This is a genomic window from Streptomyces sp. AP-93, assembly GCF_022808175.1.
In the GTDB taxonomy this organism is placed as follows: Bacteria; Actinomycetota; Actinomycetes; order Streptomycetales; family Streptomycetaceae; genus Streptomyces.
Window position 1 is genome coordinate 64,814 of sequence record NZ_JALGBX010000027.1, and the last position, 23,553, is coordinate 88,366.

The 23,553-nt window shown below is 72.8% G+C and carries 20 protein-coding genes; 10 read left to right on the top strand and 10 right to left on the bottom strand.

Annotated elements, in window-relative coordinates:
* Nucleotides 1-4: 4 nt before the first annotated feature.
* Complete coding sequence (locus MTF69_RS34550) at nt 5-316, top strand: SCO5918 family protein (protein WP_243340322.1); 312 nt, start codon at nt 5-7, stop codon at nt 314-316.
* Between the two features lie 103 nt (nt 317-419).
* On the opposite strand, the gene MTF69_RS34555 is transcribed toward MTF69_RS34550, so the two are convergent.
* The 4 genes from MTF69_RS34555 to MTF69_RS34570 all read right to left on the bottom strand — a co-directional run bounded on the left by MTF69_RS34555 (nt 420) and on the right by MTF69_RS34570 (nt 4,214).
* Entirely contained in the window at nt 420-746 is a 327-nt protein-coding gene (locus MTF69_RS34555; protein ID WP_243340323.1) for a hypothetical protein, read from the bottom strand.
* 68 nt (nt 747-814) lie between these two features.
* Nucleotides 815-1,828, bottom strand: coding sequence for a TolB-like translocation protein (locus MTF69_RS34560; RefSeq protein ID WP_243340324.1), 1,014 nt, complete (start codon nt 1,826-1,828; stop codon nt 815-817).
* Nucleotides 1,825-3,198 (bottom strand): MFS transporter, encoded by a 1,374-nt coding sequence (locus tag MTF69_RS34565; protein ID WP_243340325.1) that lies wholly within the window; start codon nt 3,196-3,198, stop codon nt 1,825-1,827. The genes MTF69_RS34560 and MTF69_RS34565 overlap by 4 nt, the downstream gene beginning before the upstream one ends.
* A gap of 146 nt (nt 3,199-3,344) precedes the next feature.
* The gene (locus MTF69_RS34570; protein WP_243340326.1) at nt 3,345-4,214 is read right to left on the bottom strand and encodes a glycosyltransferase family 2 protein; all 870 of its coding nucleotides are present in this window, start codon (nt 4,212-4,214) and stop codon (nt 3,345-3,347) included.
* A gap of 417 nt (nt 4,215-4,631) precedes the next feature.
* Here MTF69_RS34570 and MTF69_RS34575 point away from each other — a divergent pair, with 417 nt between their 5' ends.
* The 7 genes from MTF69_RS34575 to MTF69_RS34605 all read left to right on the top strand — a co-directional run bounded on the left by MTF69_RS34575 (nt 4,632) and on the right by MTF69_RS34605 (nt 14,281).
* Nucleotides 4,632-5,738 carry a Gfo/Idh/MocA family protein gene (locus tag MTF69_RS34575; protein WP_243340327.1) on the top strand — a complete coding sequence of 369 codons (1,107 nt, stop codon included), beginning with the start codon at nt 4,632-4,634 and terminating at the stop codon, nt 5,736-5,738.
* Nucleotides 5,739-5,826: 88 nt separating this feature from the next.
* A complete protein-coding gene (locus MTF69_RS34580) occupies nt 5,827-6,834 on the top strand; it encodes an NAD-dependent epimerase/dehydratase family protein (protein WP_243340328.1) in 1,008 nt (335 codons plus the stop codon).
* Nucleotides 6,831-7,997, top strand: a complete 1,167-nt coding sequence (locus MTF69_RS34585; protein WP_243340329.1) for a DegT/DnrJ/EryC1/StrS aminotransferase family protein — start codon at nt 6,831-6,833, stop codon at nt 7,995-7,997. Before MTF69_RS34580 ends, MTF69_RS34585 begins: the two co-directional genes overlap by 4 nt.
* The gene (locus MTF69_RS34590; protein WP_243340330.1) at nt 7,994-8,782 is read left to right on the top strand and encodes a NeuD/PglB/VioB family sugar acetyltransferase; all 789 of its coding nucleotides are present in this window, start codon (nt 7,994-7,996) and stop codon (nt 8,780-8,782) included. Before MTF69_RS34585 ends, MTF69_RS34590 begins: the two co-directional genes overlap by 4 nt.
* A complete protein-coding gene (locus tag MTF69_RS34595; protein WP_243340331.1) occupies nt 8,779-9,894 on the top strand; it encodes a DegT/DnrJ/EryC1/StrS aminotransferase family protein in 1,116 nt (371 codons plus the stop codon). The genes MTF69_RS34590 and MTF69_RS34595 overlap by 4 nt, the downstream gene beginning before the upstream one ends.
* Nucleotides 9,895-9,938: 44 nt before the next feature.
* A complete protein-coding gene (locus tag MTF69_RS34600; RefSeq protein WP_243340332.1) occupies nt 9,939-13,238 on the top strand; it encodes a DUF4082 domain-containing protein in 3,300 nt (1,099 codons plus the stop codon).
* Complete coding sequence (locus tag MTF69_RS34605; RefSeq protein ID WP_243340333.1) at nt 13,235-14,281, top strand: glycosyltransferase; 1,047 nt, start codon at nt 13,235-13,237, stop codon at nt 14,279-14,281. Before MTF69_RS34600 ends, MTF69_RS34605 begins: the two co-directional genes overlap by 4 nt.
* Before the next feature lie 56 nt (nt 14,282-14,337).
* Here MTF69_RS34605 and MTF69_RS34610 read toward each other — a convergent pair whose 3' ends face one another.
* The gene (locus MTF69_RS34610) at nt 14,338-15,033 is read right to left on the bottom strand and encodes a hypothetical protein (RefSeq protein WP_243340334.1); all 696 of its coding nucleotides are present in this window, start codon (nt 15,031-15,033) and stop codon (nt 14,338-14,340) included.
* An 82-nt stretch (nt 15,034-15,115) separates the two neighbouring features.
* Between MTF69_RS34610 and MTF69_RS34615 the strand changes: the two genes are divergently transcribed.
* Nucleotides 15,116-17,194, top strand: a complete 2,079-nt coding sequence (locus MTF69_RS34615; RefSeq protein WP_243340335.1) for an O-antigen ligase family protein — start codon at nt 15,116-15,118, stop codon at nt 17,192-17,194.
* Nucleotides 17,104-18,108 (top strand): glycosyltransferase, encoded by a 1,005-nt coding sequence (locus tag MTF69_RS34620; RefSeq protein ID WP_243340336.1) that lies wholly within the window; start codon nt 17,104-17,106, stop codon nt 18,106-18,108. Before MTF69_RS34615 ends, MTF69_RS34620 begins: the two co-directional genes overlap by 91 nt.
* A 10-nt stretch (nt 18,109-18,118) precedes the next feature.
* Here the strand turns inward: MTF69_RS34620 and MTF69_RS34625 are convergent, their stop codons facing one another.
* The 5 genes from MTF69_RS34625 to wecB are packed head-to-tail and all read right to left on the bottom strand — an operon-like array spanning nt 18,119 to nt 23,553.
* The gene (locus tag MTF69_RS34625; RefSeq protein WP_243340337.1) at nt 18,119-18,955 is read right to left on the bottom strand and encodes a glycosyltransferase family A protein; all 837 of its coding nucleotides are present in this window, start codon (nt 18,953-18,955) and stop codon (nt 18,119-18,121) included.
* Nucleotides 18,956-18,973: 18 nt separating this feature from the next.
* Nucleotides 18,974-20,098 (bottom strand): hypothetical protein, encoded by a 1,125-nt coding sequence (locus tag MTF69_RS34630; protein WP_243340338.1) that lies wholly within the window; start codon nt 20,096-20,098, stop codon nt 18,974-18,976.
* A gap of 15 nt (nt 20,099-20,113) precedes the next feature.
* Nucleotides 20,114-21,622, bottom strand: a complete 1,509-nt coding sequence (locus MTF69_RS34635) for an oligosaccharide flippase family protein (RefSeq protein WP_243340339.1) — start codon at nt 21,620-21,622, stop codon at nt 20,114-20,116.
* A complete protein-coding gene (locus MTF69_RS34640; RefSeq protein WP_243340340.1) occupies nt 21,619-22,389 on the bottom strand; it encodes a chain length determinant protein in 771 nt (256 codons plus the stop codon). The genes MTF69_RS34635 and MTF69_RS34640 overlap by 4 nt, the downstream gene beginning before the upstream one ends.
* A 36-nt stretch (nt 22,390-22,425) precedes the next feature.
* Nucleotides 22,426-23,553 carry a non-hydrolyzing UDP-N-acetylglucosamine 2-epimerase gene (wecB, locus tag MTF69_RS34645; RefSeq protein ID WP_243340341.1) on the bottom strand — a complete coding sequence of 376 codons (1,128 nt, stop codon included), beginning with the start codon at nt 23,551-23,553 and terminating at the stop codon, nt 22,426-22,428.

Sequence of the window (23,553 nt, forward strand, 5' to 3'; positions counted from 1 at the left end):
CAGCATGCGCTTCGTCATCGCCCGCTTTCCGTTCGACCTGACCAAGGCCGGGGTCCTGGAATCGATGAAGGGCGTCAAGCCCGAACCGATCACCGGTGACTCGGTGGTCATAGGGCGCCGGTCCTACCCCGTGAAGCAGGTGGGAGCCGTCATCACCCGCCAGGACCGCCGCGACTTCACCGCCGCCGAGGTGGTCAGGGCCCTGACCGCACTGGGCTTCACCTGCCGCCCGCTCGAAACGGTCCCGGCGCCCGCCGACGGCCTGACCCCGCTCCAGAAGGCGTCCGCCATGCTCGGCGCCCCCTCGGGCGTGTAGCGGGAGCCGCAGGAACAACGTGTACGGAGCCCGGGGTCCCGGTCGGCCACCACCGACCGGGGCCCCGGGCTTTTCCGTACGCCCCCCCCGGATCGTGCCCGGCTTACATCCGGGTCCACCGCGGGCCCGCCGAGGTGGGGGCCGGAGGGGGTTCCGCTCCGTCCAGGCGCAGGCTGCGCAGCGTGGCGTCCGTCTCGCGCTGGAAGTGCGCGTAGGTGATCAGCCGCTCCCACAGCGGGTCGGGACGGCCGGGAACGGTGGCCCCGCGCGCCTCCCACTCGCGGGCGAGCTGCTCGAAGACGACCGCCCCGCCCGAGGGGGCGGCGCTGCCCGACTGCTGCCGGGGGATGCCCCGTGCCGTCGCGGCGGGGGCGCGCTCGGGTGCCCGGTGCCGGGCCGGGGACGGGGAGACGGCGTGTGGAGTGCCCATGCCCGCCCCAACGATTCTGCGGGCCCCCGGGTACGGCTCCCGTCAGCCCGGCCGGTCAACCCAGCCGGTCAGCCCAGCCGGGTGGGCGAAGAGGCCGCCGGGGCCAGGACGCGGGGGGCTCCGGTGCCGTTCGCCGGGACCGTCCAGAGGTCCGTGGTGTCCGGGGAGCCCTCGGCGGGCAGGGCGTAGGCGAGGGTCCGGTCGTCGAGCCAGAGCGCCTGATCGTCCACGCTGCGCTTCTCCGCCAGCGGCTGCTCCCGCAACGTTCGTAGGTCCAGCACGTGTTCGCGCCACAGGGAGGCCCCGCGCTGCACCCGCTTCTTGTACGCGACCCGGGTCTCGTCGGGGGACAGGGACGGGCACTCGACGTTCGAGGCGAGGGTGGTGACGCTGCGCCGCGCGATCGACCCCTTCACCAGGTACGTCTGGTTGTTCGTGCCCAGGGTGGCGTAGAACGTGTCGTCGTCCTTGGAGAAGGTGACCCCCCAGAAGTTTGCGTCGCTCGCGCTGTAGGGGCGGCCGTCCAGCTCGATGGCGAACTTCTCCAGGTCCGCGTCGAGCGCCCCGCTGCGGGTGTCCACGATCGAGGTGCGGGTGGAGAAGAACGCGGACCCGTAGGACTCCCCGGCGACGAAGACGGTCCAGGCGGCGAAGCGGCCGCTCGGGGAGACCCGGGCCCGGGACGGGGTGCCCGCGAGCGGGAACGTGCGCAGCGTGCGCAGCTCGGAGTCGACGATCAGCGCCCGGTTGTCCTGGGCGAGGGTGCCCGGAGAGGAACTCAGGCACACGCCGGTGCCGGCCGCGGCGTGGAACCGCAGGCAGGTGAGGCTTGATGCGGTCCGCTCGTCCTGTTGGGAGCGGTCCGGTACGGAGACGAGGGCTCCGCGGTGCCGGCCCTGCGCGCCGTTGAGGAAGGCCAGGCCGCCGCGCCGGTCGAGCGTCACCTTGCCCGGGGCGGCCGTCGGGTCGCCCGCGCGGGTCTGCTCGGACCGGGCGGCGGCGCGCACCACCAGCACGCCGGCCACGCCTCCGAGGAGCAGCACGGCCAGGGCGAGTACGAGCAGCCGGCGTGAGCGCGTCATCGGGTTCCTCGGGGGCGTCGGGTGCGTCGGGGGTGCGGGTTCCCGGCGGTGGCGCCGTCCGGGGCCGTGGGGCGGAGTACGAAGCCGGCGACGGCCGCGCAGCAGCACAGGCCGGCCGCGGCGGCGGCGAGCGCCGGGCCCGAGCCCATGACCGTCCACGCGGCGCCGAAGGCCAGCGAGCAGCCGAAGCGGGACAGGGCCTGACCGGTGCCGACGAGCGCGATGCCGGTGGCCCGCAGCTTCGCCGGTACGGTCGCGGCGACGGCGGCGGGCAGCACCCCGTCGGTGGCGGCGTAGAACATGCCGTGCAGGGCGAGGACCAGGTAGGGGAGCGCGGGCAGCCCGGGGGCCCACAGGAGCAGCCCGTAGCCGGCCAGCAGGAGGGCGTGCCCGGTGAGGAACACGGTGCGCCGGCCGATGCGGTCCGCGAGCGCGCCGGCCGGCACGGCCAGCAGCAGGAACACGGCCGCGGTGCCCAGGGGGAGCAGCGGGAACCACCGCTCGCCGATGCCGGTGCGGTCCTGGAGCAGCAGGTAGAGGAAGGCGTCGCTGACGGTGGTGAGCCCGAGCAGGGCGGCGCAGCCCGCCAGGGCGCGCAGCCGGGGCAGGCGCAGCAGGCCCAGCGCATCGCGCAGGTTCACCGCGTCCGGCTTCGGGGAGGCGGCCCCGGGAGAGGCGGGCTGCCGCGGGGCCGGTACCGGGGGAGCGGCGAGCTTCGGGCGGGCGGGGCGCGGCTCCGCGCCGGACGGGACGAACAGCAGGAGCACCACGACGCCGAGTGCGGCCACGCAGGCGCTGACCCCGAAGACGGCGTCGTACCCGTCGACCGTCACGCTCAGGATGAAGAAGGCGGCGAGGGGCCCGAGCAGCGCGCCGGTGGTGTCCATGGCGCGGTGCACGCCGAAGGCCCGACCCTGCAACTCGGGTGGTGTGGAAAGGGAGATGAGTGCGTCGCGCGGGGCGGTGCGCAGGCCCTTGCCGGTGCGTTCCAGGGCGAGGATCAGCGCCACCGGGCCGAGGCTGTGGGCGAGCAGCAGCAGCGGCTTGCACAGCGCGGACAGTCCGTAGCCGAGGCCGGCGATCAGCTTGTGGTTGCGGATCCGGTCGGCGAGGTGGCCGCCGGTCAGCTGCACCAGCGCGCTGACCCCGTTGTACAGGCCGTCGAGCGCGCCGAAGCCGAGCGGGCTCAGGCCGAGTCCGGCGACGAGGTAGAGCGGCAGGACGGCGGTGACCATCTCCGAGGAGACGTCGGTGATCAGGCTGACGGAGCCCAGTGCGAGGACGGCCGAGGCGACCGCTGGTCCGCGGACGGGGGATCCGTCGGCGGCGGTCTTCGCGTCCTCGGGCGCGGAGCGGTCCGCGAGGTACATGCTTTCGAACTCCCGGTCCGGCGTGCGTCTGTGCGGTGAGCCAGTCGTACGTGCGAGTGGCACCCTAATGGTTGTACGGGCCAACTGGGCTGGGTACGGCGGGATTCGGCCGCTCCGCCCAGTCGGCCGCTCCTCCCATTCGGCCGTCAGCCCTGGCGGCTGCTCTCGTCGCGCAGCCACGTGGAGAAGTCCCCGGTCCGGATGGCCTTGCGGGCGCCCCGGCGGGCCGCGAGGGCCGCCACGACGAACACCACCACTCCGGGGAGCAGGTGCGGCCGGGCCCGGAGCAGCGCCCGGAGGTCTCCCGTACCGGTGCGCGCGGACGGCGGGGGCGCCGCGGCCGGCTCGCAGGCCCGCGCGGCCTGGAACCGCTCCAGCTCGGCGGAGGAAGTCGCCGCCCGCACCCGGCGTTTGATCAGGTCGCCCCAGGTGCGCGGCGGGAGCACCACGACCCTGGCCGACTCCACCACCCGGCGCTCTTCCGGCGCGAAGGCCAGGGACGCGGCCAGGTCGTCGGCCATCAGCGGCGGCAGGGCGGCGAGCCGGGCGTGCCCCGGCTCGGTCACCGCGATGACCCCGCGCCCGAACAGCCCCTCGCGGACGGCCGGGAGCAGTTGCCAGACGCGGTAGTAGGCCCGGACCGGCCAGGCGCAGCCGGTAAGCGGAATGTCCCGGCCGGGGGCCGCGGCGAGCAGGGCCGGGCTGGTGGCGAGGGCGTCGGCGAGGGCCCGTACGTCGGCCGCGCCGATCACCACGTCCGCGTCCACGTAGAGGCGGGGGAAGCCCCGCGCGTGCTCGTCGCCCACCCGAAGTGCCCGGTGTTTGGAGGGAGTCGGGATCTCGACCACGCGTACGCGGGGGCCTCGGGCGGCGGCCACCGCGGCGGTGTCGTCCGTACAGCCGTTGCACACCACGACGATGTCGGGTCCCGCGGCCGGGGCCTCGGCGAGGAGCGCGTCGAGGAGCCGGCCGATGACCCGGCCCTCGTTGTGGGCCGGGATCACGATGCTGGTCACCCCGGAAGTATGCATGCTCGAACGCCCGTACCGACCGTTTCCTCCAACTCTCCCCGGGGGTACGCCCGGTGGTCTAGATTGAACGCAGCCGACCGGATTGGGCGTGCTTCGGCAACGCCGTGGTCCACGCTGCGATCCAGTCGGCGCAGGGTAGTTGGGGCAGGTTACGGATTCGGCGGCTTGGGGGAACAGGCCGCCTGTCCGTGGCCGGCCGGCGCGAGGGGTGCCGGACGGCCGGGGGGCGGAAGTACGTGCAACACGTACGGCATCGGTCGTGGGGGCCATCACCGTCGGCGGGTCACGCTCGGGGCGCACAGGCGCCCGGCATGCCCTCGACGGCACCCCCTTCCTTCGCACGCGTTCCGGCCATGGGTCGTCGACACGCCCGCGGGCGTGCGCGGAAGGAAAGGGAACGCTGTGAAGGACACCGCGAAGGACGCCGGGCGGGACGCCGCGGGCGCAGGTGCGGGTGCGGGACGGACCGAGCCGTTAGGGGTCGCCGTCGTCGGAGCGGGCTACTGGGGCCCCAATCTCGTCCGCAACTTCCAGTCGAGTCCGGAGTTCCGGCTCCGCTGGCTCTGTGATCTGAACGTGGACCGGGCACGGCAGGTGCTCGGCGGGTACTCGACGGTCCAGGCGACGGCCGACTACGCGGCGGTTCTGGACGACCCCGCCGTCGAGGCCGTCGCCGTGGCCACCCCGGCCGGCACCCACCTCGACGTCGCCCTGGCAGCCCTGCGCGCCGGCAAGCACGTCCTGGTGGAGAAGCCGCTCGCCGCCACCTACGAGGACGGGCTGCGGCTGGTGAACGAGGCCGAGGAACGCGGCCTCACCCTGATGTGCGACCACACCTACTGCTACACCCCGGCGGTGGCCCGCATCCGGGACATGGTCCGCTCCGGCGAGCTCGGCGACATCCAGTTCGTGGACTCGGTGAGGATCAACCTCGGGCTGGTCCAGAAGGACATCGACGTCCTGTGGGACCTGGCTCCCCACGACCTCTCGGTCCTCGACTTCATCCTCCCGGACAACGTGCACCCGGTCGCCGTCGCCGCGCACGGGGCCGACCCGATCGGGGCCGGCCAGTCCTGCGTGGCCTACCTGACGCTCCAGCTCAACACCGGCGCCATCGCGCACGTGCACGTCAACTGGCTGTCCCCGGTGAAGGTCCGCACCACGATGGTCGGCGGCTCCAAGCGCACCCTGGTGTGGGACGACCTCAACCCCACGCAGCGGGTGGCGGTGTTCGACCGGGGGGTCGACCTCACGGCCCCGCAGGAGATCGGCGCGGACGAGCGCCGCGACATGCTCGTCTCCTACCGGACCGGCGACATGGTGGCGCCCGCGCTCGGCGAGAAGGAGGCCCTGCGCAGCATGGTCGAGGAGTTCGCCGCGGCGATCAGGACGAGGCGGCCGGCGCTCACCGACGGCCGGGCCGGACTCCAGGTCCTCGACATCCTCGAAGCGGCCTCCCGCAGCCTGGAGTTCAAGGGCGCCGTCGTCGGACTGCGCACCGGACGTTGACCTCTCCAGACCCCTCCCGGTACGCGGCCGCGTGCGGCGCGCCGGGCACAGCAGGGAACACCATGACCGACTCAGTAGGGGCAGGGCGTTGAGCAGCGTACGAGGCAAGAGGATTCTGGTCACCGGCGGAGCGGGCACGATCGGCTCGCACCTGGTGGACCTGCTGGTGGACAACGGGGCACGCGAGATCGTCGTGCTCGACAACTTCGTCCGGGGGCGCCGAGCCAACCTGGCCCGCGCCCTGCCGAGCGGCGTGGTGGACCTGGTCGAGGGCGACATACGGGACATACCCGCCGTGCGCAAGGCGACCGAGGGGGCCGATCTGGTCTTCCACCTGGCGGCGATCCGGATCACCCAGTGCGCCGAGGAGCCGCGGCTGGCCAACGAGGTGATGGTCGACGGGACGTTCAACGTGGTGGAGGCCGCCGCGGCCGCCGGCGTGGGGAAGGTCATCGCCTCGTCCTCGGCCTCGGTCTACGGGATGGCGGAGTCCTTCCCGACCACCGAGCGCCACCACGCGTACAACAACGACACCTTCTACGGCGCCGCGAAGGCCTTCAACGAGGGCGTGCTGCGCAGTTTCCACTCCATGTACGGGCTGGACTACGTCGCGCTGCGCTACTTCAACGTGTACGGCCCCCGGATGGACATCCACGGGCTGTACACCGAGGTACTGATCCGCTGGATGGAGCGGATCGCCACGGGCGAACCACCGCTGATCCTCGGCGACGGCACCCAGACCATGGACTTCGTCGACGTCCGGGACATCGCCAGGGCCAACCTGCTGGCGGCCGAATCGGACCTGACCGACGAGGTGTTCAACATCGCGAGCGGCTCCGAGACGAGTCTCCTCGACCTGGCGAACGGCCTCCTGGAGGCCATGGGCGCCGAGGGTCTGGCGCCCGAGCACGGACCGGCCCGCGCCGTGAACGGGGTGACCCGCCGGCTCGCGGACACCTCGCAGGCCGCCGACCGCCTCGGCTTCACGGCGAAGATCGACCTGCGCACCGGGCTGCGGGACCTGGTCGACTGGTGGCGGGCCGAGCGCGCGGACGCGGCTTCAGGTGACGCGGCCGCCCTCGAGGCCGGCCGATGAGCGCCCAGGACGCCTCCGCCGCCGCTCCCGCCCGGATTCCGGTCATGATCCCGTGGCTCGGAGAGGACGAGGCGCGGGCCGCCGCCGACGCGGTCCTGTCCGGCTGGGTGGCCCAGGGCCCCAGGGTCGCGGAGTTCGAACGGGCCTTCGCCGAGCGGGTGGGCGCGGAGCACGGCATCGCGGTGAGCTCGTGCACCACCGCCCTGCACCTGTCGCTCATCGCACTGGACCTGGGTCCGGGCGACGAGGTCGTCGTCCCCTCGCTGTCCTTCATCGCCACGGCCAACGCGGTGCGCTACGTGGGCGCGCAGCCGGTCTTCGCGGACGTCGAGGAGGCCACCGGGAACCTGACCCCCGCCACCGTGGACGCCGTCCGCACCCCGCGCACCAAGGCGGTGATCGCCGTCCACCAGGCCGGGGTCCCGGTCGACGTGCACGCCCTGCGCGCCGCCTGCGCCGACTGGGGCCTCGCCCTGGTGGAGGACGCCGCCTGCGGCATCGGCGCCACCGTCGGCGGCAAATCGGTAGGCCAGGGAGCGCTGTTGGCCGCCTGGTCCTTCCACCCCCGCAAGGTGATCACCACCGGCGAGGGCGGCATGGTGACCACGGACGACGCCGCGTGGGCCGAGCGGCTGCGCCGGCTGCGCGAGCATGGCATGAACGTGTCCGCGGCGCAGCGGCACGCGAGCAGCAAGCCGATCGCCGAGAGCTACCTGGAGGTCGGCTACAACTACCGGATGACCGACATCCAGGCGGCGGTCGGCCTGGTGCAACTGGGCAAACTGGACGAGATCGTGGCCCGCAGGCGGTTCCTCGCCGCCCGCTACGCGCAGCTCCTCGCCGGGGTCCGGGGCCTGACCCCGGTCCGGGACCCCGGTCACGGCGAGGGCAACTTCCAGTCGTACTGGGTGCTCCTGGCCGAGGACTTCCCCGTCGGCCGCGATGAGCTGCTCGCGGTGCTGGCCGAGGCCGGGATCTCCGCCCGCCGCGGGATCATGGCCTCCCACCTGGAGCCCGCGTACGCCGGTCACGGTGCGGCGGCGCTGCCGGTGACCGAGCGGATCACCCGCGACTCGCTGATCCTGCCGCTGTTCCACACGATGACCGAGGAGCAGCAGGACCGGGTGGTGACGGTGCTGCGCGCACAGGCCGACGGCGGATGAGCGGTCCGCACGCTCCCGCCACCGGGACCGCGCCGACGACAGGCCTGCTGATCGTCGGCGCCGGCGGCTTCGCCCGGGAGACCGCCCAGGCCGTACGGGACGCGGCCGCCGCGGACCTGGCGGCGGGCCGGGTCCCGCGCTGGCGGCTGGCCGGACACCTCGACGACGATCCGGCCCTGCACGGCCGGGACGTCGACGGCGTCCCCGTGCTGGGCGGCAGCGACCTGGTGCACGAACGCCCGGACGCCCGCGTGGTGGTCTGCGTCGGGAGCCCCCGTGACTACGGGGTGCGGGCGCGCCTGGTGCGGCGCCTGGCCCTGCCCGAGAGCCGGTACGCCACCGTGGTCCACCCCACGGTGGCGCTCTCCGGTTCCTCGGTCCTCGGCGCGGGCACGGTGCTGCTCGCGCATTGCGTGCTGACGGCGGCGGTACGGGTGGGGTCCCACGTGGCGGTCATGCCCCACGTGGTCCTCACCCACGACGACGAGGTCGGGGACTTCGCGACCCTGGCCTCCGGGGTCCGCCTCGGCGGCGGGGTACGGCTGGGGCGCGGGGCCTACGTGGGCGCCGGCGCGCTGGTCCGGGAGTACTGCGAGGTCGGCGCCTGGTCGCTGACCGGGATGGGAAGCACGGTCCTGGCCGACGTGCCGGCCGGCGAGGTGTGGGCCGGGAGCCCCGCCCGCCGGCTGCGCGAGGCGGGGGGCCCGGCGCTCGACGAGCTGCGGGCCGATGAGTCGGAGACCGGCCGGAGGCCGGAGACACGGATGGGGAGCACAGCCGCATGAACCAGATACCGCTCGTCGACCTGAAGGCCGCGCACGCCGAGGTCGCGGACGAATTACGTGCGGGATTCGACCGCGTCCTGGCCGACACCGCCTTCATCGGCGGCGAGGAGGTCCGGGCCTTCGAGCGCGAGTACGCGGCCTTCGCCGGGGTCGGGCACTGCGTCGGCGTGGCCAACGGCACCGACGCCCTGGAACTGGCCCTGCGGGCGAGCGGGGTGGGCGTCGGCGACGAGGTCGTGCTGCCCGCGAACACGTTCATCGCCACCGCCGGCGCCGTCGCCCGGATCGGCGCCCGGCCGGTGCTCGCCGACTGCCTCCCCGACACCCTGCTGCTGGACCCGCAGGCAGCGCTCGACGCGGTCACCAAGGCCACCCGCGCGGTGGTCCCGGTCCACCTGTACGGACAGTGCGCCGACACGGCCGGCCTGGCCGCGGGCCTGCCCCCGTACGCCAAGCTCGTCGAGGACGCCGCGCAGAGCCAGGGCGCCTCCCGCGAGGGCCGCACCCCCGGCAGCGGCCAGATCGCCGCGACCAGCTTCTACCCGGGAAAGAACCTGGGCGCCTACGGGGACGCGGGCGCGGTGGTGACCGACGACGAGGAGGCCGCCGACCTGGTCCGGGCGCTGGCCAACCACGGAGGCGTGGCCAAGTACCGGCACGACGTGGCCGGTTTCAACAGCAGGCTCGACGGTCTGCAGGCCGTGGTGCTGCGGGCGAAGCTGGCCCGGCTCGCCGGGGGGAACGAGGCCCGCCGGGCCGCCGCCGCCCGCTACGACGCGCTGCTGGGAGACCTCGCGGCCACCGGACGCCTCACCCTGCCGGTCACGGCGCCGGGCAACGTCCACGTCTGGCACCTGTATGTCATCCGGGTCAGCGGCGCCGACCGCGACGCGGTCGTCGGCAAGCTCAACGCGGAGGGCATCGGCGCCGGCGTGCACTATCCGGCCCCGGTCCACCTCACCCCGGCCTTCGCCCACCTCGGCCACGGCCGCGGGTCCTTCCCGCACGCCGAACTGGCCGCCGACCGGATGCTCTCCCTCCCGCTCTTCCCGCAGATCACCGCCGCCCAACAGCAGCGGGTCGTGGACGCGCTCTCAGCAGCGCTGCGCTGACGCTCCGGCGTCGAATCACCAAGCCACTCCCAGATGAGGTTCGGATGAACAGACGGACAAGGCTGCTGCGGTACGGGCTCTTCACCGTGGTGGCGGCCCTGATGGCGGCGGCGCTGCCGCCATCGGTGGCGGTCGCGGCGGACCCGTGCGGCCCCGGCTCCAACTCGATCGTGTGCGAGAACTCCAAGGCGGGCACGCCGATGTCCGACTGGTTCGCACCCAGCGCCTACGGCGACATCAAGGGCTTCCCGGCCCGGGAGAGCGTGCAGGCGGGCGAGACCCTGCAGTTCAAGATCCAGTCGCCGACGGCGTACAAGGTCTCGGTCTACCGGCTCGGCCACTACGGGGGTGACGGGGCCCGCCTGATGTCGACCCCGGCCCAGGCCGCCCAGACCCACCCGGCGAACTTCCCGCAGGGCGGCAACCCGCAGAGCTGCACCACCAAGCCCTCCACCGGCCTGGTCGACTGCGGCAACTGGCCGGTCACCTCGTCATGGACTGTGCCCTCCGACGCCGTCTCCGGCCTCTACATAGTCAACTTCGACCAGGCGGACGGCAACGGCGTCATGCCCTACCCGTTCGTGGTCCGCAACGACTCCAGCCACTCCGACATCGTCGTGCAGACCAGCGACCAGACCTGGCAGGCCTACAACAACTACGGCGGCCAGGACCTGTACGACGGCGCCGGCCCCGCGCCCGACGGCCGGGCCTACGAGGTGAGTTACAACCGGCCGATGGACATCGGCGGGGAGAACGGGATCTACGGATCCGAGTACCAGATGGTCGCCTGGCTGGAGCGCAACGGGTACGACGTCAGCTACATGTCGGGCATCGACATGTCGACCATGGGTGCCACCCAGCTGCAGAACCACAAGGTGTTCATGTCCTCGGGGCACGACGAGTACTGGACCCAGGATCAGTTCACCAACGCCCTGAACGCCCGCCACGCGGGCGTCAACCAGACGTACTTCGCCGGCAACGAGGTCTTCTGGAAGACCCGCCTGGCCCCCAGCATCGACGGGGCCAACACGGCCAACCGGACCCTGGTCTGCTACAAGGAGACCAAGCTCTCCTTCCCGCAGCCCAACGGAATCCCCGACCCGAGCGGGATCTGGACGGGCACCTTCATGGACCCGGCCAGCGCCACGAACGGCCGGCCCTACCAGCCGCAGAACCAGGTCACCGGCTCGCTCTTCAGCGTGAACGGCTACCGCAGCGACGCGATCACCGTCCCCGGCGCGTACGCCAAGATGCGGCTGTGGCGCGGCACCACCGTCGCGAACCTGACCCCCTCCCAGACCGCCACCTTCCCCGTCGGCACGCTCGGCTACGAGTGGGACAGCGACGTGGAGGACGCGGCGCGCCCGCCCGGGCAGATCGCGATGTCGTCCACCACGGTGGACATCAACGACGGCAAGTACCGCCTGGACTACGGGAACACGTACGGCAACGGGACCGCGACGCACAGCCTGGTCGCCTTCCGGGACCAGACCTCGGGCGCCCTGGTCTTCGGGTCCGGCACCGTGCAGTGGTCCTGGGGCCTGACCAACATGCCGACCGGCAACCCGGACGACGCGGTGGTCACCGAGGACAAGCGGATGCAGCAGGCGACGGTCAACATCTTCGCCGACATGGGGGTCCAGCCCAAGTCCCTGCAGAGCAACCTGCTCGTGGCCACCGCCTCCACGGACCACACCGGCCCGGTCATCACCGTGACCAGCCCCGCGGCGAACGCCACGGTGCCCGCCCTGCGGCCCGTGACCATCACGGGCACCGCCTCCGACAGCGGCGGCGGAGTCGTGGCCCGCGTGGAGGTCTCCACCGACGGCGGCACCACCTGGAAGGCCACCGCGGGCTTCGGGTCCTGGAGCTACAAGTGGACCCCGACCACGCCCGGTTCCGCGCAGATCAAGGTCCGCGCCGTGGACGACAGCGTCAACATCGGAGCCACCACCACCGTGCCGCTGACCGTGGGCCCCCAGGAGTGCCCCTGCACCGTCTGGCCCGCCGCGGCGGTCCCGGGCACCGTCAACGCCGGAGACGGCAGCGCCGTGGAACTCGGCGTGAAGATCCGCTCCTCGGTGCCCGGTTCGATCTCGGGCGTCCGCTTCTACAAGTCCCCGGCCAACACCGGCACCCACACGGGCAGCCTGTGGAGCAGCTCCGGCCAGCGCCTGGCCACGGGCACCTTCACCAACGAGACGGCGTCGGGCTGGCAGCAGCTCAACTTCTCCTCGCCCATCCCAGTCAAGGCCAACACCACCTACATCGCCTCCTACTTCGCCCCCAACGGCGGGTACTCCTTCGACACCACCTTCGCCTCGGCCGGCGCCGGGCTGGCTCCCTTCACCGCGCTGAAGAGCGGCACCGACGGCGGCAACGGCGTCTACCGCTACAGCGGCACCGGCGGGTTCCCGTCCACCGCTTCCTCCGGCAGCAACTACTGGGTGGACGCGGTCCTCGACACCGCCACCGCGAGCACGACGCCCCCGACCGTCACCTCGACCACCCCGCAGTCCGCGGCCACCGGCACCGCGATCACCACGACGGTGAAGGCCACCTTCAGCTCGGCCGTGGACATGGACACCCTGGTGTTCACCCTCAAGGGCCCCGGCGGCGCCAACGTCCCGGGCAGCAAGATCCTCGACGTGTCCAACAGCGCCACCTTCACCCCGTCCTCCGAACTGGCGCTGAACACCACCTACACGGCTTCGGTGAAGGCCGCCGACCTGTGGGGCAACGCCATGGCGGAGCCGGTCACCTGGACCTTCACCACCAGCGCGACCCCGCCGGCGGTGACCTGCCCCTGCACCCTGTGGGGTCCGAACGCCACCCCGACCACCGCCAACGTCGGCGACGACACCAACTCCGTGGAACTGGGCACCCGTTTCCAGTCCTCGGTCGCCGGCTACGTCACCGGCGTCACCTTCTACAAGGGCCCCGGGAACACCGGTACGCACACCGGCAGCCTCTGGTCCGCCACCGGCACGCTCCTGGCCACCGGAACCTTCGGCAGCGAGACCCTGTCCGGCTGGCAGCAGCTGCACTTCACCACCCCGGTGGCCATCACCGCGAACACCGAGTACGTGGCCTCGTACCACGCGCCGAACGGCAAGTACTCCGTGGACGGCGGCTACTTCAGCGCGGCGCACCGCTCCTACCCGCTGGTGGCTCCGGCCGACGGCGGCGGCGCGGGCACCGGAAACGGCCTCTACAAGTACGGGGCGGCCACGGTCTTCCCGAACAACACCTTCGGATCGGTGAACTACTGGGTCGGCCCGGTCTTCACCACCACGCCCCCCGCCCCACTCGCGGAGGGCTCCACGGAGGTGTCCGGCCAGTGAGCACCGTCAGCGTGGTGATCCCCTGCTACAAGTACGGCCACTTCCTGGCCGACTGCGTCAAGAGCGTCCTGGACGAACAGGAAGGCGTCGACGTACGGGTACTGATCATCGACGACGCCTCCCCCGACGACTCCGCGGAGGTCGCGCGCGCCCTCGCGGCGGCCGACCCCCGGATCGAGGTCCGGGTCCACGAGAAGAACCAGGGGCACATCGCCACCTACAACGAGGGCCTGCTGGAGTGGGCGGACGGGGACTACGTCGCCCTGCTCTCCGCCGACGACCGGCTGGTCCCCGGCGCCCTGGTGCGCGCCGCGGCCCTGCTCGACGCCCACCCGCAAGCCGGCTTCGCCTACGGCAGGCCGCTGCGGTTCCAGCACGGCGGGCCGCTGCCCGGGGCCCGCACGCGGAGCACCGGCTCGGTGGTCTATCCGGGCCGGTGGTGGCTGGAGCGGCGCTTCCGGGAGGGCACCGGGTGCATCACCTCGCCCGAGGTGGTCGTGCGCACCAGCCTCCAGCGCAAGGTCGGGGGCTACGACCCGGAGCTTCCGCACGCCGGGGACATCGAAATGTGGATGCGGCTCGCGGCCCACGCCGACGTGGGCTACGTCCGGGGAGCCGACCAGGCCTTCTACCGGGTCCACGGCAACAACATGTCCACCACCGACTTCGGCGGACAGCTCGACGACCTGCGCCAGCGCCTCGTCGCCTTCGACTCGGTGCTGGAGAAGTGCGGCGGCCTGCTCCCGGAGGCGGGCCGGCTGTCCACGGCGGCCCGCACCCGGCTCGCCCGGTACGCCCTGCGGCGCGCCTACCGGGCCTACGACCGCGGGCGCACCGGGGTGGTCCCGGTCGAGGACCTGGAGGCCTTCGCCGCCGAATGCCTGCCGCAGTACACCTCGCTCGCCGAGTACGGGGCGCTGCGCCGGCGCCGGCGGATCGGGGCCCGCGTGATGCCGTACCTCCAGCCACTGGTGCTGTCCGCCGTCGCCGACCGGGGACGCGAATGGCTCTGGTGGCAGTCCTGGAAGCGCCGAGGGATCTGATGACACCGCACCACCGCCCCGTACCAGGGGCGTTGGCGGCCGGGCGGCCCGCTGTCTCAGCGGGCCGCCGCGGCCGCCGGCACGGGGCTCCCGTCCCGCTCCTGCCCGGGGCTTGCGGCGTCGGCGCGTGCGCGCCGGCGCCGGGCGCGGCCCGCCAGGAGCCGGTCCGTCCACACGGTGCAGGCCACCCCGGCGACCAGGGCCAGTACCGCAGTCCCGGCCAGTCCTCGGCTCTTGGTCCCGAGCTGGGCCACCGCGGACGGCGGTACGAGCAGGGTGATGCTCATCCGGCCCGCCGCCGGGATCTTCTGCTCGGCCTGCATGTCCGAGAGGTGCTTTCCGTAGACCTCGACGACTGCTCGCACCGAACGGTCGGCCGTGGCCGGGTCCGTGTGCTCCGCCTGGATCTGGAGGGAGGGAATCAGATAGCGCGGAGTGACGCTCGTGCCGCTGTTGCGCGGGATCAGCCGGTAGGTGCCCGCCACCCCGGCGGCGCGCAGTTCGGCCTCCCCGTCGGAGGAGTCCAACTGCTGTACGGCGGCGAGGGAGACGGCGGCCAGGGGCGGCTGCAGATTGGCGAGCTGGTTCGGCTGGTTGCTCGTCACCGGCGGCTTCAGGACGACGATCGCCGTGCTCACGTAGGTCGTGGTGGGCCGGAGCACCTGGAGCGCCCCGGCGGCCGCGACCACTGCCGCCAGAACCAGCACGTACCAGCGGCGGCGCAGCGTGCGGAACAGCTCACCAGGCGACACAGGATTCCTTCCGTCGTGTTCGATCTTCCCAGGACGCCGGGCAACACGCCAACGGTTCCATGGCAGTTGCGAGGGAGCGTTCGTGAACATCGGTGAGATAGCAGCGGTACTGCGGCGCCGCTGGTACGTCATGGCGCCCCTCACACTGTGCGGGCTCCTCGCGGGCGTGCAGCTGTACCAGACGGTCCCGGTGTCCTACCAGTCCCAGAGTTCGGTGGCCCTGCTCGACTCCACGGCCGTGGCCGAGCTGGCCCCCGCCTTCGGCAACCCCATCGCGAACGCGGGCGGTTCGCTCGTGGTGACCGCCGACGTGCTCATCAGAACCCTGTCGGGTGCGGACGCGGCGCGGGACCTGCACGGTCTCGGCGTGACCGACCCCTACACGGTCGGCTTCGCCGCGAACGCCTCGGGTCCGATGCTCACGCTGACCGTCACCGGCACCAACCGCAACAAGGTGCTCAAGGAGACCAGTACGCTCACCGACTTCGCCGGGGAGCAGCTCAACGCGCTCCAGGCGGCGGCCAAGGTACAGCCCGCGTACTTCGTGCAGACGGCCCCCGTGGTGCTGCCGCAGACCCCGAAACCACAGCTCAAGACCCGCTACCAGCAGGTACTGGCCGTGATCATCGCCGGCCTGGTCGCCGGCTTCACCGCCTCCTTCGTCATGGAGAGCCTGCTGGCGGGCCGCCGGCGCAGGCGCGAGGCCGCCGAGGCCGCGGCCGGGACGGCCGGTGCGTCCGGTACGGACCGGACGCGCGTGCGCAAGCGGTCGCGCCACCGCGAACTGGACGCCACCGCCCTGCTCACCGGCTACATGGGGCTGGCCTTCTTCATCCCCTCGAACCTGACCCTGCCGGGCCTCGGCGGCGTGGGCACCCCGGCCAACGTCTTCGCGCTCCTGGCCCTGTTCTGGTACCTGGCGACCTGGCTGACCGGCCGGATCAGACCGGCCCCCGGCACCCGGCTGCCCCGGGTCGCGATGTGGCTGCTGGCCGTGTCGGTCCTGGCCTCGTACCTGGCGAACGCCTCCCGGGGAAGCTCGCACAAGGAGGTGCTGGGCGCCGACCGGGGGCTGATCGGACTGCTGGTCTGGGTATCGCTGGTGGTGCTGATCTCCGCCGGGATCCAGGACCGGGCACGCCTGGACGTGCTGCTGCGGCGGGCCGTCGTGATGGGGGCGGTGGTCGCCGCCATCGGCTACTACGACTTCTTCACCGCGACGAACATCGCCGAGAAGATCAGCATCCCGGGGCTCCAGTCGAGCGTCGCGCAGATCACCACCCTGGACCGCGGTGCGTTCACCAGGCCGCGCTCGACCACCGCGCAGCCGCTGGAGTTCGGCGGCATGCTCGCCCTGCTGCTGCCCTTCGCGATCCAGCAGGCCTTCGATCCGGTCCGGGCGCAGCTGAGCCGCTGGCGCCGCTGGGCGCCGGTGGCGCTGATGGGCGGAGCCCTGCCCCTGACGGTGTCGCGGACCTCCATCATCGGGGCGCTCATCGTGGTGCTGGTGATGGTGCCGCGGTGGAAGCCGCAGCGCCGCTGGACCGCCTTCGGTCTGCTGCTCGGCTCGGTGGCCGTCTTCAAGGTCCTGGTCCCCGGACTGATCGGCACGATCACCACGCTCTTCGCGTCCTTCGTGTCGAACTCCGACAGCAGCACCCAGGCCCGCACCGTGAAGTACAGCGCGATCGTGCCCTACCTGGAGGAGCGCCCGCTGTTCGGCCGGGGCCTGGGCACCTTCACCCCGGACCTCTACTTCTTCACCGACAACCAGTACATGCTGACCCTGGCGGAGATGGGTCTGCTGGGTCTGCTCGCGCTCCTCGCGCTGTTCCTCACCGGAATCCACCAGGGCGGCGCCATCCGCCGTCTCGCCGCCGACGAGTCCGACCGGGAGCTAGGCCAGGCCTTCTTCGCCTCGGCCCTCGTCGCCCTCGTCAGCGCGGCCACCTTCGACGCCCTCAGCTTCCCGATGTTCGCCGGGATGTTCTTCCTGACGATCGCCGCCGGAGGCAGCTACCTCGGCTTCATCCGGCGCGCCGCGCCCGAGCCCCGAACCCTGGAGTCCCCGTGTCCTCCGACAGCACAGCCCGCGACAGCGCAGTTCCCGGCTCCCCAGCCGCCGACCGCCCCGGCCGGCCGGATGCAGCCGGTCCGGTAGCCGTCGTCGTCGTCACCTGGAACAGCGCCCGGGTGATACCCGAGTTCCTCGCCTCCCTGCCACAGGGCATGGCAGGGGTCGACTGGCGGCTGGTCGTCGCCGACAACGACTCCGCCGACGGCACCGTGGACCTGATCCGGTCGCTGGCTCCCGAGGCCACCGTCGTCGAGACCGGCCGCAACGCCGGTTACGCGGCCGGGGTGAACGCCGCCCTGGCGGCCGCCGCGCAATGGGAGGGCGGCTTCCGCGCCGCCCTGGTGTGCAACCCGGACATCCGGATGCGAGAGGGCTGCGCGGACCTCCTGGTCGGCGCGCTCGGCGACCCGGTGGCCGGCCGGGGCCGGGTGGGGATCAGCGTCCCGCTGCTGTACGAGGAGGACGGGACGCTCCACCACTCGCTGCGCCGGGAGTCCCGGGTGACCCGGGCCCTCGGCGAGGCGGTGATCGGCAACCGTCGCGCGGGACGCTTCCCGCGGTGGAGCGAGCTGGTCACCGATCCGTCGGCGTACGGGAACAAGACGGTCGCCGACTGGGCGTCGGGTGCGCTGATGGCGCTCTCCCGGGAGTGCCTGGAGACCTGCGGAGCCTGGGACGAATCGTTCTTCCTGTACTCGGAGGAGACCGAGTACTGTCTGCGGGCCGGCGACCACGGCTTCGCCACCCGCCTCGAACCCGCCGCCTCGGCCGTCCACCTCGGCGGGGAGTCGCAGGTCTCCCCGCGCCTGTGGACCCTGCTGACCCTCAACCGCGTACGCCTCTACGCCCGCCGGCACTCGGCGCCCGCCACCGTGGCCTTCCACGCGGCCGTGCTGCTACGGGAGACCTCCCGCGCGGCGCTCGGCCGCCCGGCGAACCGGGCCGCGGCGCGGGCCCTGACCAGCCGGACCGCCCTGCGCGCCACCCCGGGGCCCTGACCGGACCGGCTCAGGCCACGGGGGCCGGACCGGTGGGCGCCGGACCGGTGGGCGCCGGCCCCTCCCAGGCGGTGTAGAAGCTCTCCGGGTTGACCAGGTAGCGGACGGTGGGCCGGGGCAGGTGGCGGACCTCGTGGCGCCGGCTGTAGCGGCGTACGAGCTCCCAGTCCTCGCGGGGCAGGACCTCGGGGGTGCGCCGCAGCCGGCTGAAGTACAGGGCCGGGGTGCGGCGCGCCACGAAGGCGTTGGTGTCGAGGAAGGCCTCGTGCGCCGAGCGGCGGCGGTCGAAGGGCACCGACAGCACGTCCCGCTGCGATCCGTCCGGGAGCATCCTGCGCAGCGCCGTGTACACCGCGTCCGGTCCGCCCGGCGACTCCAGGACCGTCAGGGCCTGCTCCAGATGGTCCGGCTCCCACAGGTTGTCGTCGTCCAGGAAGGCCACGTACCGGGACCGGCTCAGCCGGATCCCCACGTTGCGCACCACGCCGGCCGTGGCCGTGTTCCGGGCCAGCGACACCGCGAAGAGCCGCGGATCCGAAGGGAGTTCGGGCAGCCCGGCCCCGTCGTCCACGACGAGGACCACCTGGTCGGCCACGGTCTGCGCCAGCGCCGAGCGCACCGCCGCGCGCAGGGCCTCGGGGCGCCTGTGGGTGGCGATGACGGTGGCGACCAGGGCGGCCGGAGGGCGGCCCAGGAGCGAGCCGAGTCTGCCGGTCTCGGTGTTCTCGAAGCGGCGCAGCCGCAGGGCCGAGGGGGCCAGCAGCAGCTTGTTCCTGGCCTCGAAGAGCACCAGCCAGCCGAAGGCCCGCTTGAGCAGTTCCCAGGGGGCCCGGGCGATGCGGCGCATGTCATGTCCTCTCGGTGGTCAGGGGGAGGGCTCGGGGACGACGGGCCGCCCGTCCGACATGCGGTTGCCGCGCCACACGTTCCCCGCGCCGCCCGCGTTCCACGCGGCGACCGCCCCGTAGAGCCCGCTGTGGGGGTGGTACTGGGTGGAGAACACGTTGTCGGTGACCTGGATGCCGGTGGCTCCCGGGCCGCCGCCGTAGAGCGCGTACGCCCCTCCGGCCAGCCAGTTGTCGTCGACCACCACGTTGGAGACCACGCCGGTGTCGGCGAAGAGCCCGAGCGCCGCGCTGGCGCCCTTGTCGACGGGGACGGAGTTCAGCAGCGTGTTGTGGCGGACCGTCAGCCGGCCCTTGTTGCCGCCGCCGCTGATCACGGCATCGGTGTGCTGCCACTCCCCGCCGAGGTTCCGGAAGGCGACGATGTCGTGCACGTAGTTGTCGTGCAGGTTGCCCTGGCCCATGGACAGGGCGTTGCCGAACACCGAGACGTCGCACCAGCCGACCTCGACGGAGCTCTCGCCCATGTTGGAGACCGCGTAGTTGACGCCTCCGTTGTCGGGGCCCTTGCCCGGCAGCGCGGTGATCGTGGTGTGCAGGACCCTCAGGCCCTTGAAGCCCGGACGGAGGTTGACGCCCCACCAGTTGGTCGAGGTGATCCGGCTGTCGATGATCGTGACGTTGTCGGCGTAGACGTCCAGCGAACCGCGGATGTCCCAGCCTCTGATGACCATGCCGTCGGTCTTGACCGACATGTTCCCCGTGTCGTGCCGCTCCAGCGCGATCCGGGGACCGGTGGAACGCGCGTCGGGGAAGCCGCAGGCGCCGGGCGAGGCGGCGTCGCAGCCGGGGCCCGGCGCGGGCGGCGCACTGCTGCCCGGCGGGGGAGGAGTGGGCGACGGGGTGGCCGAGGTCGCCGGGGTCGCGGAGGGGCTCGGGCCGACCGGCGCGGACGGCGAGTCGGTGGGCGCGGCGGTGGGCACGGGCAGCGGGAGGGGCTTCTCCTGGCCGGGGCATTCGAGGGCGCTCTCCGGGCAGGAATCGGCCGCCGACTCGCTGCGGCCCGTCCGCTCGGCCTGGTAGAGGGTCAGGGCGGCGACCAGTAAGAACCCGGCCAGCAGCCAGGCCCACAGTCGTTTGCGCACGCGTGCCATGGTCTGTCAGTCCTTGATCGTCGTGGCCGCGACGGCCGGTGTGGTGCCGCGCAGGTACCCGAAGCTGGGCAGGACGCACACGGCATAGCACAGGGTGGCGGCGGCCGCGGTCGTGAGGAGCGCGAGGACGCCGTCGCCGAGGAGCTGCTCCAGGCCGAGGACCGCGCCCGCCATCACGACGCCGCCGAGCAAGGGCCAGGCGCAGGCGCGCGCCACGGTACCGAACCGGATGCCGCCGCGGTGCAGCGCGAAGAGGTACACCGGCACCACGACGGCCCCGGCGACCAGGACCTGACCCTGTGCCACCCCCGCGATCCCGCCGGTGCGGGCGCCGGTCACGAGGACCGGAACCAGCAGGAGGAGCCACAGGCCCTGTACGGCGATCAGCGAGCGGCGCCGGCCGATGGCCACCAGGCAGTCGTAGGCGAGTTCGCAGCCGATGCGGATCAGGCCGAGTGCCATCAGCCAGGGCAGTGCGCGGGCGGCGGGCTCCCAGCGTTCCCCGTAGACGAGCACCACGATCGGTCCGGCGAGGCCGGCCAGCAGGACGCAGAGCGGGACGGTGACCGTCACCAGGACGCCCAGGGCCCGGCCGAACCCGTCGGCCAGCGCCTTCGGGGAGTCGGCCAGCCGGGAGAATCCGGCGAAGGAGACCCGGCGGGCCGCCTCGGAAACGATCCGTACGGGCCAGCCGGAGATGTTGAACGCGAGCACGTAGAAGCCGAGCGCCAGTTGGTCCAGGGTCGAACCCACCACCATCGGCGGCACGTTGGCGACGCCGAGGGCGAGGAGGCTGGCTCCGGCGAGCGGCAGCCCGAAGCGGAGCAGAGCCCGGGCCTGCTCCCGGTCCCAGCCGAACCGCAGGGTGCCCGGGGCCGCGAGGCAGCAGCCGACGAGCGCGCCCGCGCTGCCGGCGACGGCGCCCCAGGCGAAGCTCATCGCGCCCCAGCCCTGGATCGCCAGGAGCAGGGTCACCGTGGTGCTGAGCACGAAGTTGACCGCGTCGACGGCCATCCGCCGGCCCTGCGCGAACGCGCGGGTGAGGAAGCCGGCGGGCACCTGGGACAGACCGTCGAGGACCACGACCAGGCACATCACCCGCAGGACGCCGGAGGCCTCGGGCGAGCCCAGCACACCGGCCACCGCCGGGGCGAGCGCGAACAGCACCGCGTACAGCAGGCAGCTGGAGGCGGCGCTCAGGGTCAGGACCGTCGGGGCGAAGCGGCGCGGGTCGCCCTCCCAGCGCACGATGGCCAGGGAGACGCCCAGCTCGTTCGCGGAGAGCAGGACCAGCAGGACCGTCTGGGCGATCCCGTAGACGCCCCAGGCCTCGGGACCGAGAAAGAAGCGGGCGAGGACGATGCCCATGGCGAAGTTGCCCAGGCGCATCACCATGGTGTTGACCAGGCTCCACCGGGCGGCGGACCCCACCTTGCGGCCCAGGGAGTGCGCTTCGGGCGATTCCTCGGTGCCCGTGCCGGTGCCTGCGCCGGTGTCCGTGGCGGGAGCGGTCACTTCGATGCCTTGGAGCGGAAGGCGGACGGAGGCAGGACCTTGAGCGCCATGGTCGCCGTGGGGTCCACCGGGTCCGTGTGATCGCCGGAACCGGAACCGGGACCGGGACCGGGGATCTCGGGCGGACCAGGCTCGGACGGCACGGCCTTGCGCCGGCCGGGCTTGTCGGCCTTGCGGCGCCGCGCCTCGACGAAGAAGGTGGCCACCAGGCTGAGTACGAAGCCGAGCGCCGCCGCCATGACCAGGTACTGCAGCCGGGTCTTCGTCTGCGCCTCCGGCTTCTGCGGGGGCACGATCGTCGCCATGCGGATCATCGCCTCGGGGGTCACCGACTGCTGGGCCTGGAACTCCAGGAGCCGCTTCTGCGCGTACTCCGTGAACAGCTGGTCCGACTTCAGGACGGCGGCCGGGTCGGTGCCGGTGACGCTCAGCCACATGAAGGGCCCCTGGGCGTTGTCCGCGATCTTCGCCTCGTACACGCCGGTGAGTCCCTGGGCCTTCAGATCGGCCCGGGAATCATCGGAGTTGAGGTTGCGGGCCAGCCCGTCGGCCATGCCGGTCAGCGAGGCCTGCGTGCTCAGGAACGGGTTGCCGTCGAAGGCAACCGTGGCCTTCTTCGAGTTGAGGAGGGTCACGGTGCTCTGGGACCGGTACTCCACCGGGACCAGCAGGTACACGCCGGTGATGAGCGCGGCCGTGAGCAGCAGCCCGGGCAGCAGCACGTACCAGCGCCTGCGCATGACCCGCCAGATCTCCGCGAGGTCCATCAGCCTTCTTTCGGACAGTGGTCGGACTGAGCCGCCCTAGACGAGGGGCACGGTGCCCGGGACGAGGTCGGTGGGCCGCGGCCGGGTCGCCGCGCTCCCGCCCTCCAGGAGCACCTGGGCGATGCGTTCGCTCGCGCGGCCGTCCCACAGCTCGGGGCAGCGGGGCGCGGGCGGATCGTCGAGCACCCGGTGCACCGTGGCGGTGATGCGGTCCGGGTCGGTGCCCGCCAGGACGTTGGTGCCCTGCTCGACGGTGATCGGCCGCTCGGTGTTCTCCCGGAGGGTCACGCAGGGCACGCCGAGCGCGGTGGTCTCCTCCTGGACGCCCCCGGAGTCGGTGAGCACCACGCGGGCCGAGTCCTGCAGGGCGATGAAATCGAGGTATCCGGCGGCCGGCACCAGCCGGATGCCGCCCGGTACGCCGATCTCCGCGAGCCGCTCGGCCGCCCGGGGGTGCACCGGCAGCAGCAGCGGGCAGCGGCCCGCGATCTCGCCCAGTGCCTTCAGCAGGCCGCGCAGGGCGTCCGGATCGTCCACGTTGGCCGGCCGGTGCAGGGTGACCAGGCCGTACCCGCCGCGGGTGAGCCCGTAGCGGTCGAGGACGTCGGAGCGCCGGGCCCGCTCCAGGTTGGCGAACAGGGTGTCGATCATGACGTTGCCGACGACGTGGATCTGGTCCTCCCGGTACCCCTCCGAGCGCAGGTTCGCGGCGGCGTCGGGGGAGGGCGCCAGCAGGTAGTCGCTGATCCGGTCGGTGGCGACCCGGTTGACCTCCTCGGGCATGCTCCAGTCCCGGCTGCGCAGACCCGCCTCCACGTGGGCCAGCAGCGGCCCGGCCTTCGCGGTGACCAGGGCGCAGGCCAGGGTGGAGTTGATGTCCCCGACCACCACGACCGCGTCCGGGACCAGCTCCTCGAGCAGCGGCTCGAAGGCCTCCATCACCCGGCCGGTCTGCACGGCGTGGCTGCCGGACCCGGCTCCCAGATAGCGGTCGGGGGAGCGGATGCCGAGGTCGCGGAAGAAGACGTCGTTCATGGACTCGTCGTAGTGCTGGCCGGTGTGGACGAGGACGACCTCCGCGCCGCGTCCCTCCAGGGCGTCCATCACCGGCTTGATCTTCATGTAGTTGGGCCGGGCCCCGGCCACGCAGATGATTCTGGGCAT

Coding starts and splice junctions, on each gene's coding strand:
- MTF69_RS34550 (WP_243340322.1), top strand. CDS start 5: ATGCGCTTCGTCATCGCCCGCTTTCCGTTCGACCTGACCAAGGCCGGG.
- MTF69_RS34555 (WP_243340323.1), bottom strand. CDS start 746: ATGGGCACTCCACACGCCGTCTCCCCGTCCCCGGCCCGGCACCGGGCA.
- MTF69_RS34560 (WP_243340324.1), bottom strand. CDS start 1,828: ATGACGCGCTCACGCCGGCTGCTCGTACTCGCCCTGGCCGTGCTGCTC.
- MTF69_RS34565 (WP_243340325.1), bottom strand. CDS start 3,198: ATGTACCTCGCGGACCGCTCCGCGCCCGAGGACGCGAAGACCGCCGCC.
- MTF69_RS34585 (WP_243340329.1), top strand. CDS start 6,831: ATGAGCGCCCAGGACGCCTCCGCCGCCGCTCCCGCCCGGATTCCGGTC.
- MTF69_RS34590 (WP_243340330.1), top strand. CDS start 7,994: ATGAGCGGTCCGCACGCTCCCGCCACCGGGACCGCGCCGACGACAGGC.
- MTF69_RS34595 (WP_243340331.1), top strand. CDS start 8,779: ATGAACCAGATACCGCTCGTCGACCTGAAGGCCGCGCACGCCGAGGTC.
- MTF69_RS34600 (WP_243340332.1), top strand. CDS start 9,939: ATGAACAGACGGACAAGGCTGCTGCGGTACGGGCTCTTCACCGTGGTG.
- MTF69_RS34625 (WP_243340337.1), bottom strand. CDS start 18,955: ATGCGCCGCATCGCCCGGGCCCCCTGGGAACTGCTCAAGCGGGCCTTC.
- MTF69_RS34640 (WP_243340340.1), bottom strand. CDS start 22,389: ATGGACCTCGCGGAGATCTGGCGGGTCATGCGCAGGCGCTGGTACGTG.
- wecB (WP_243340341.1), bottom strand. CDS start 23,553: ATGCCCAGAATCATCTGCGTGGCCGGGGCCCGGCCCAACTACATGAAG.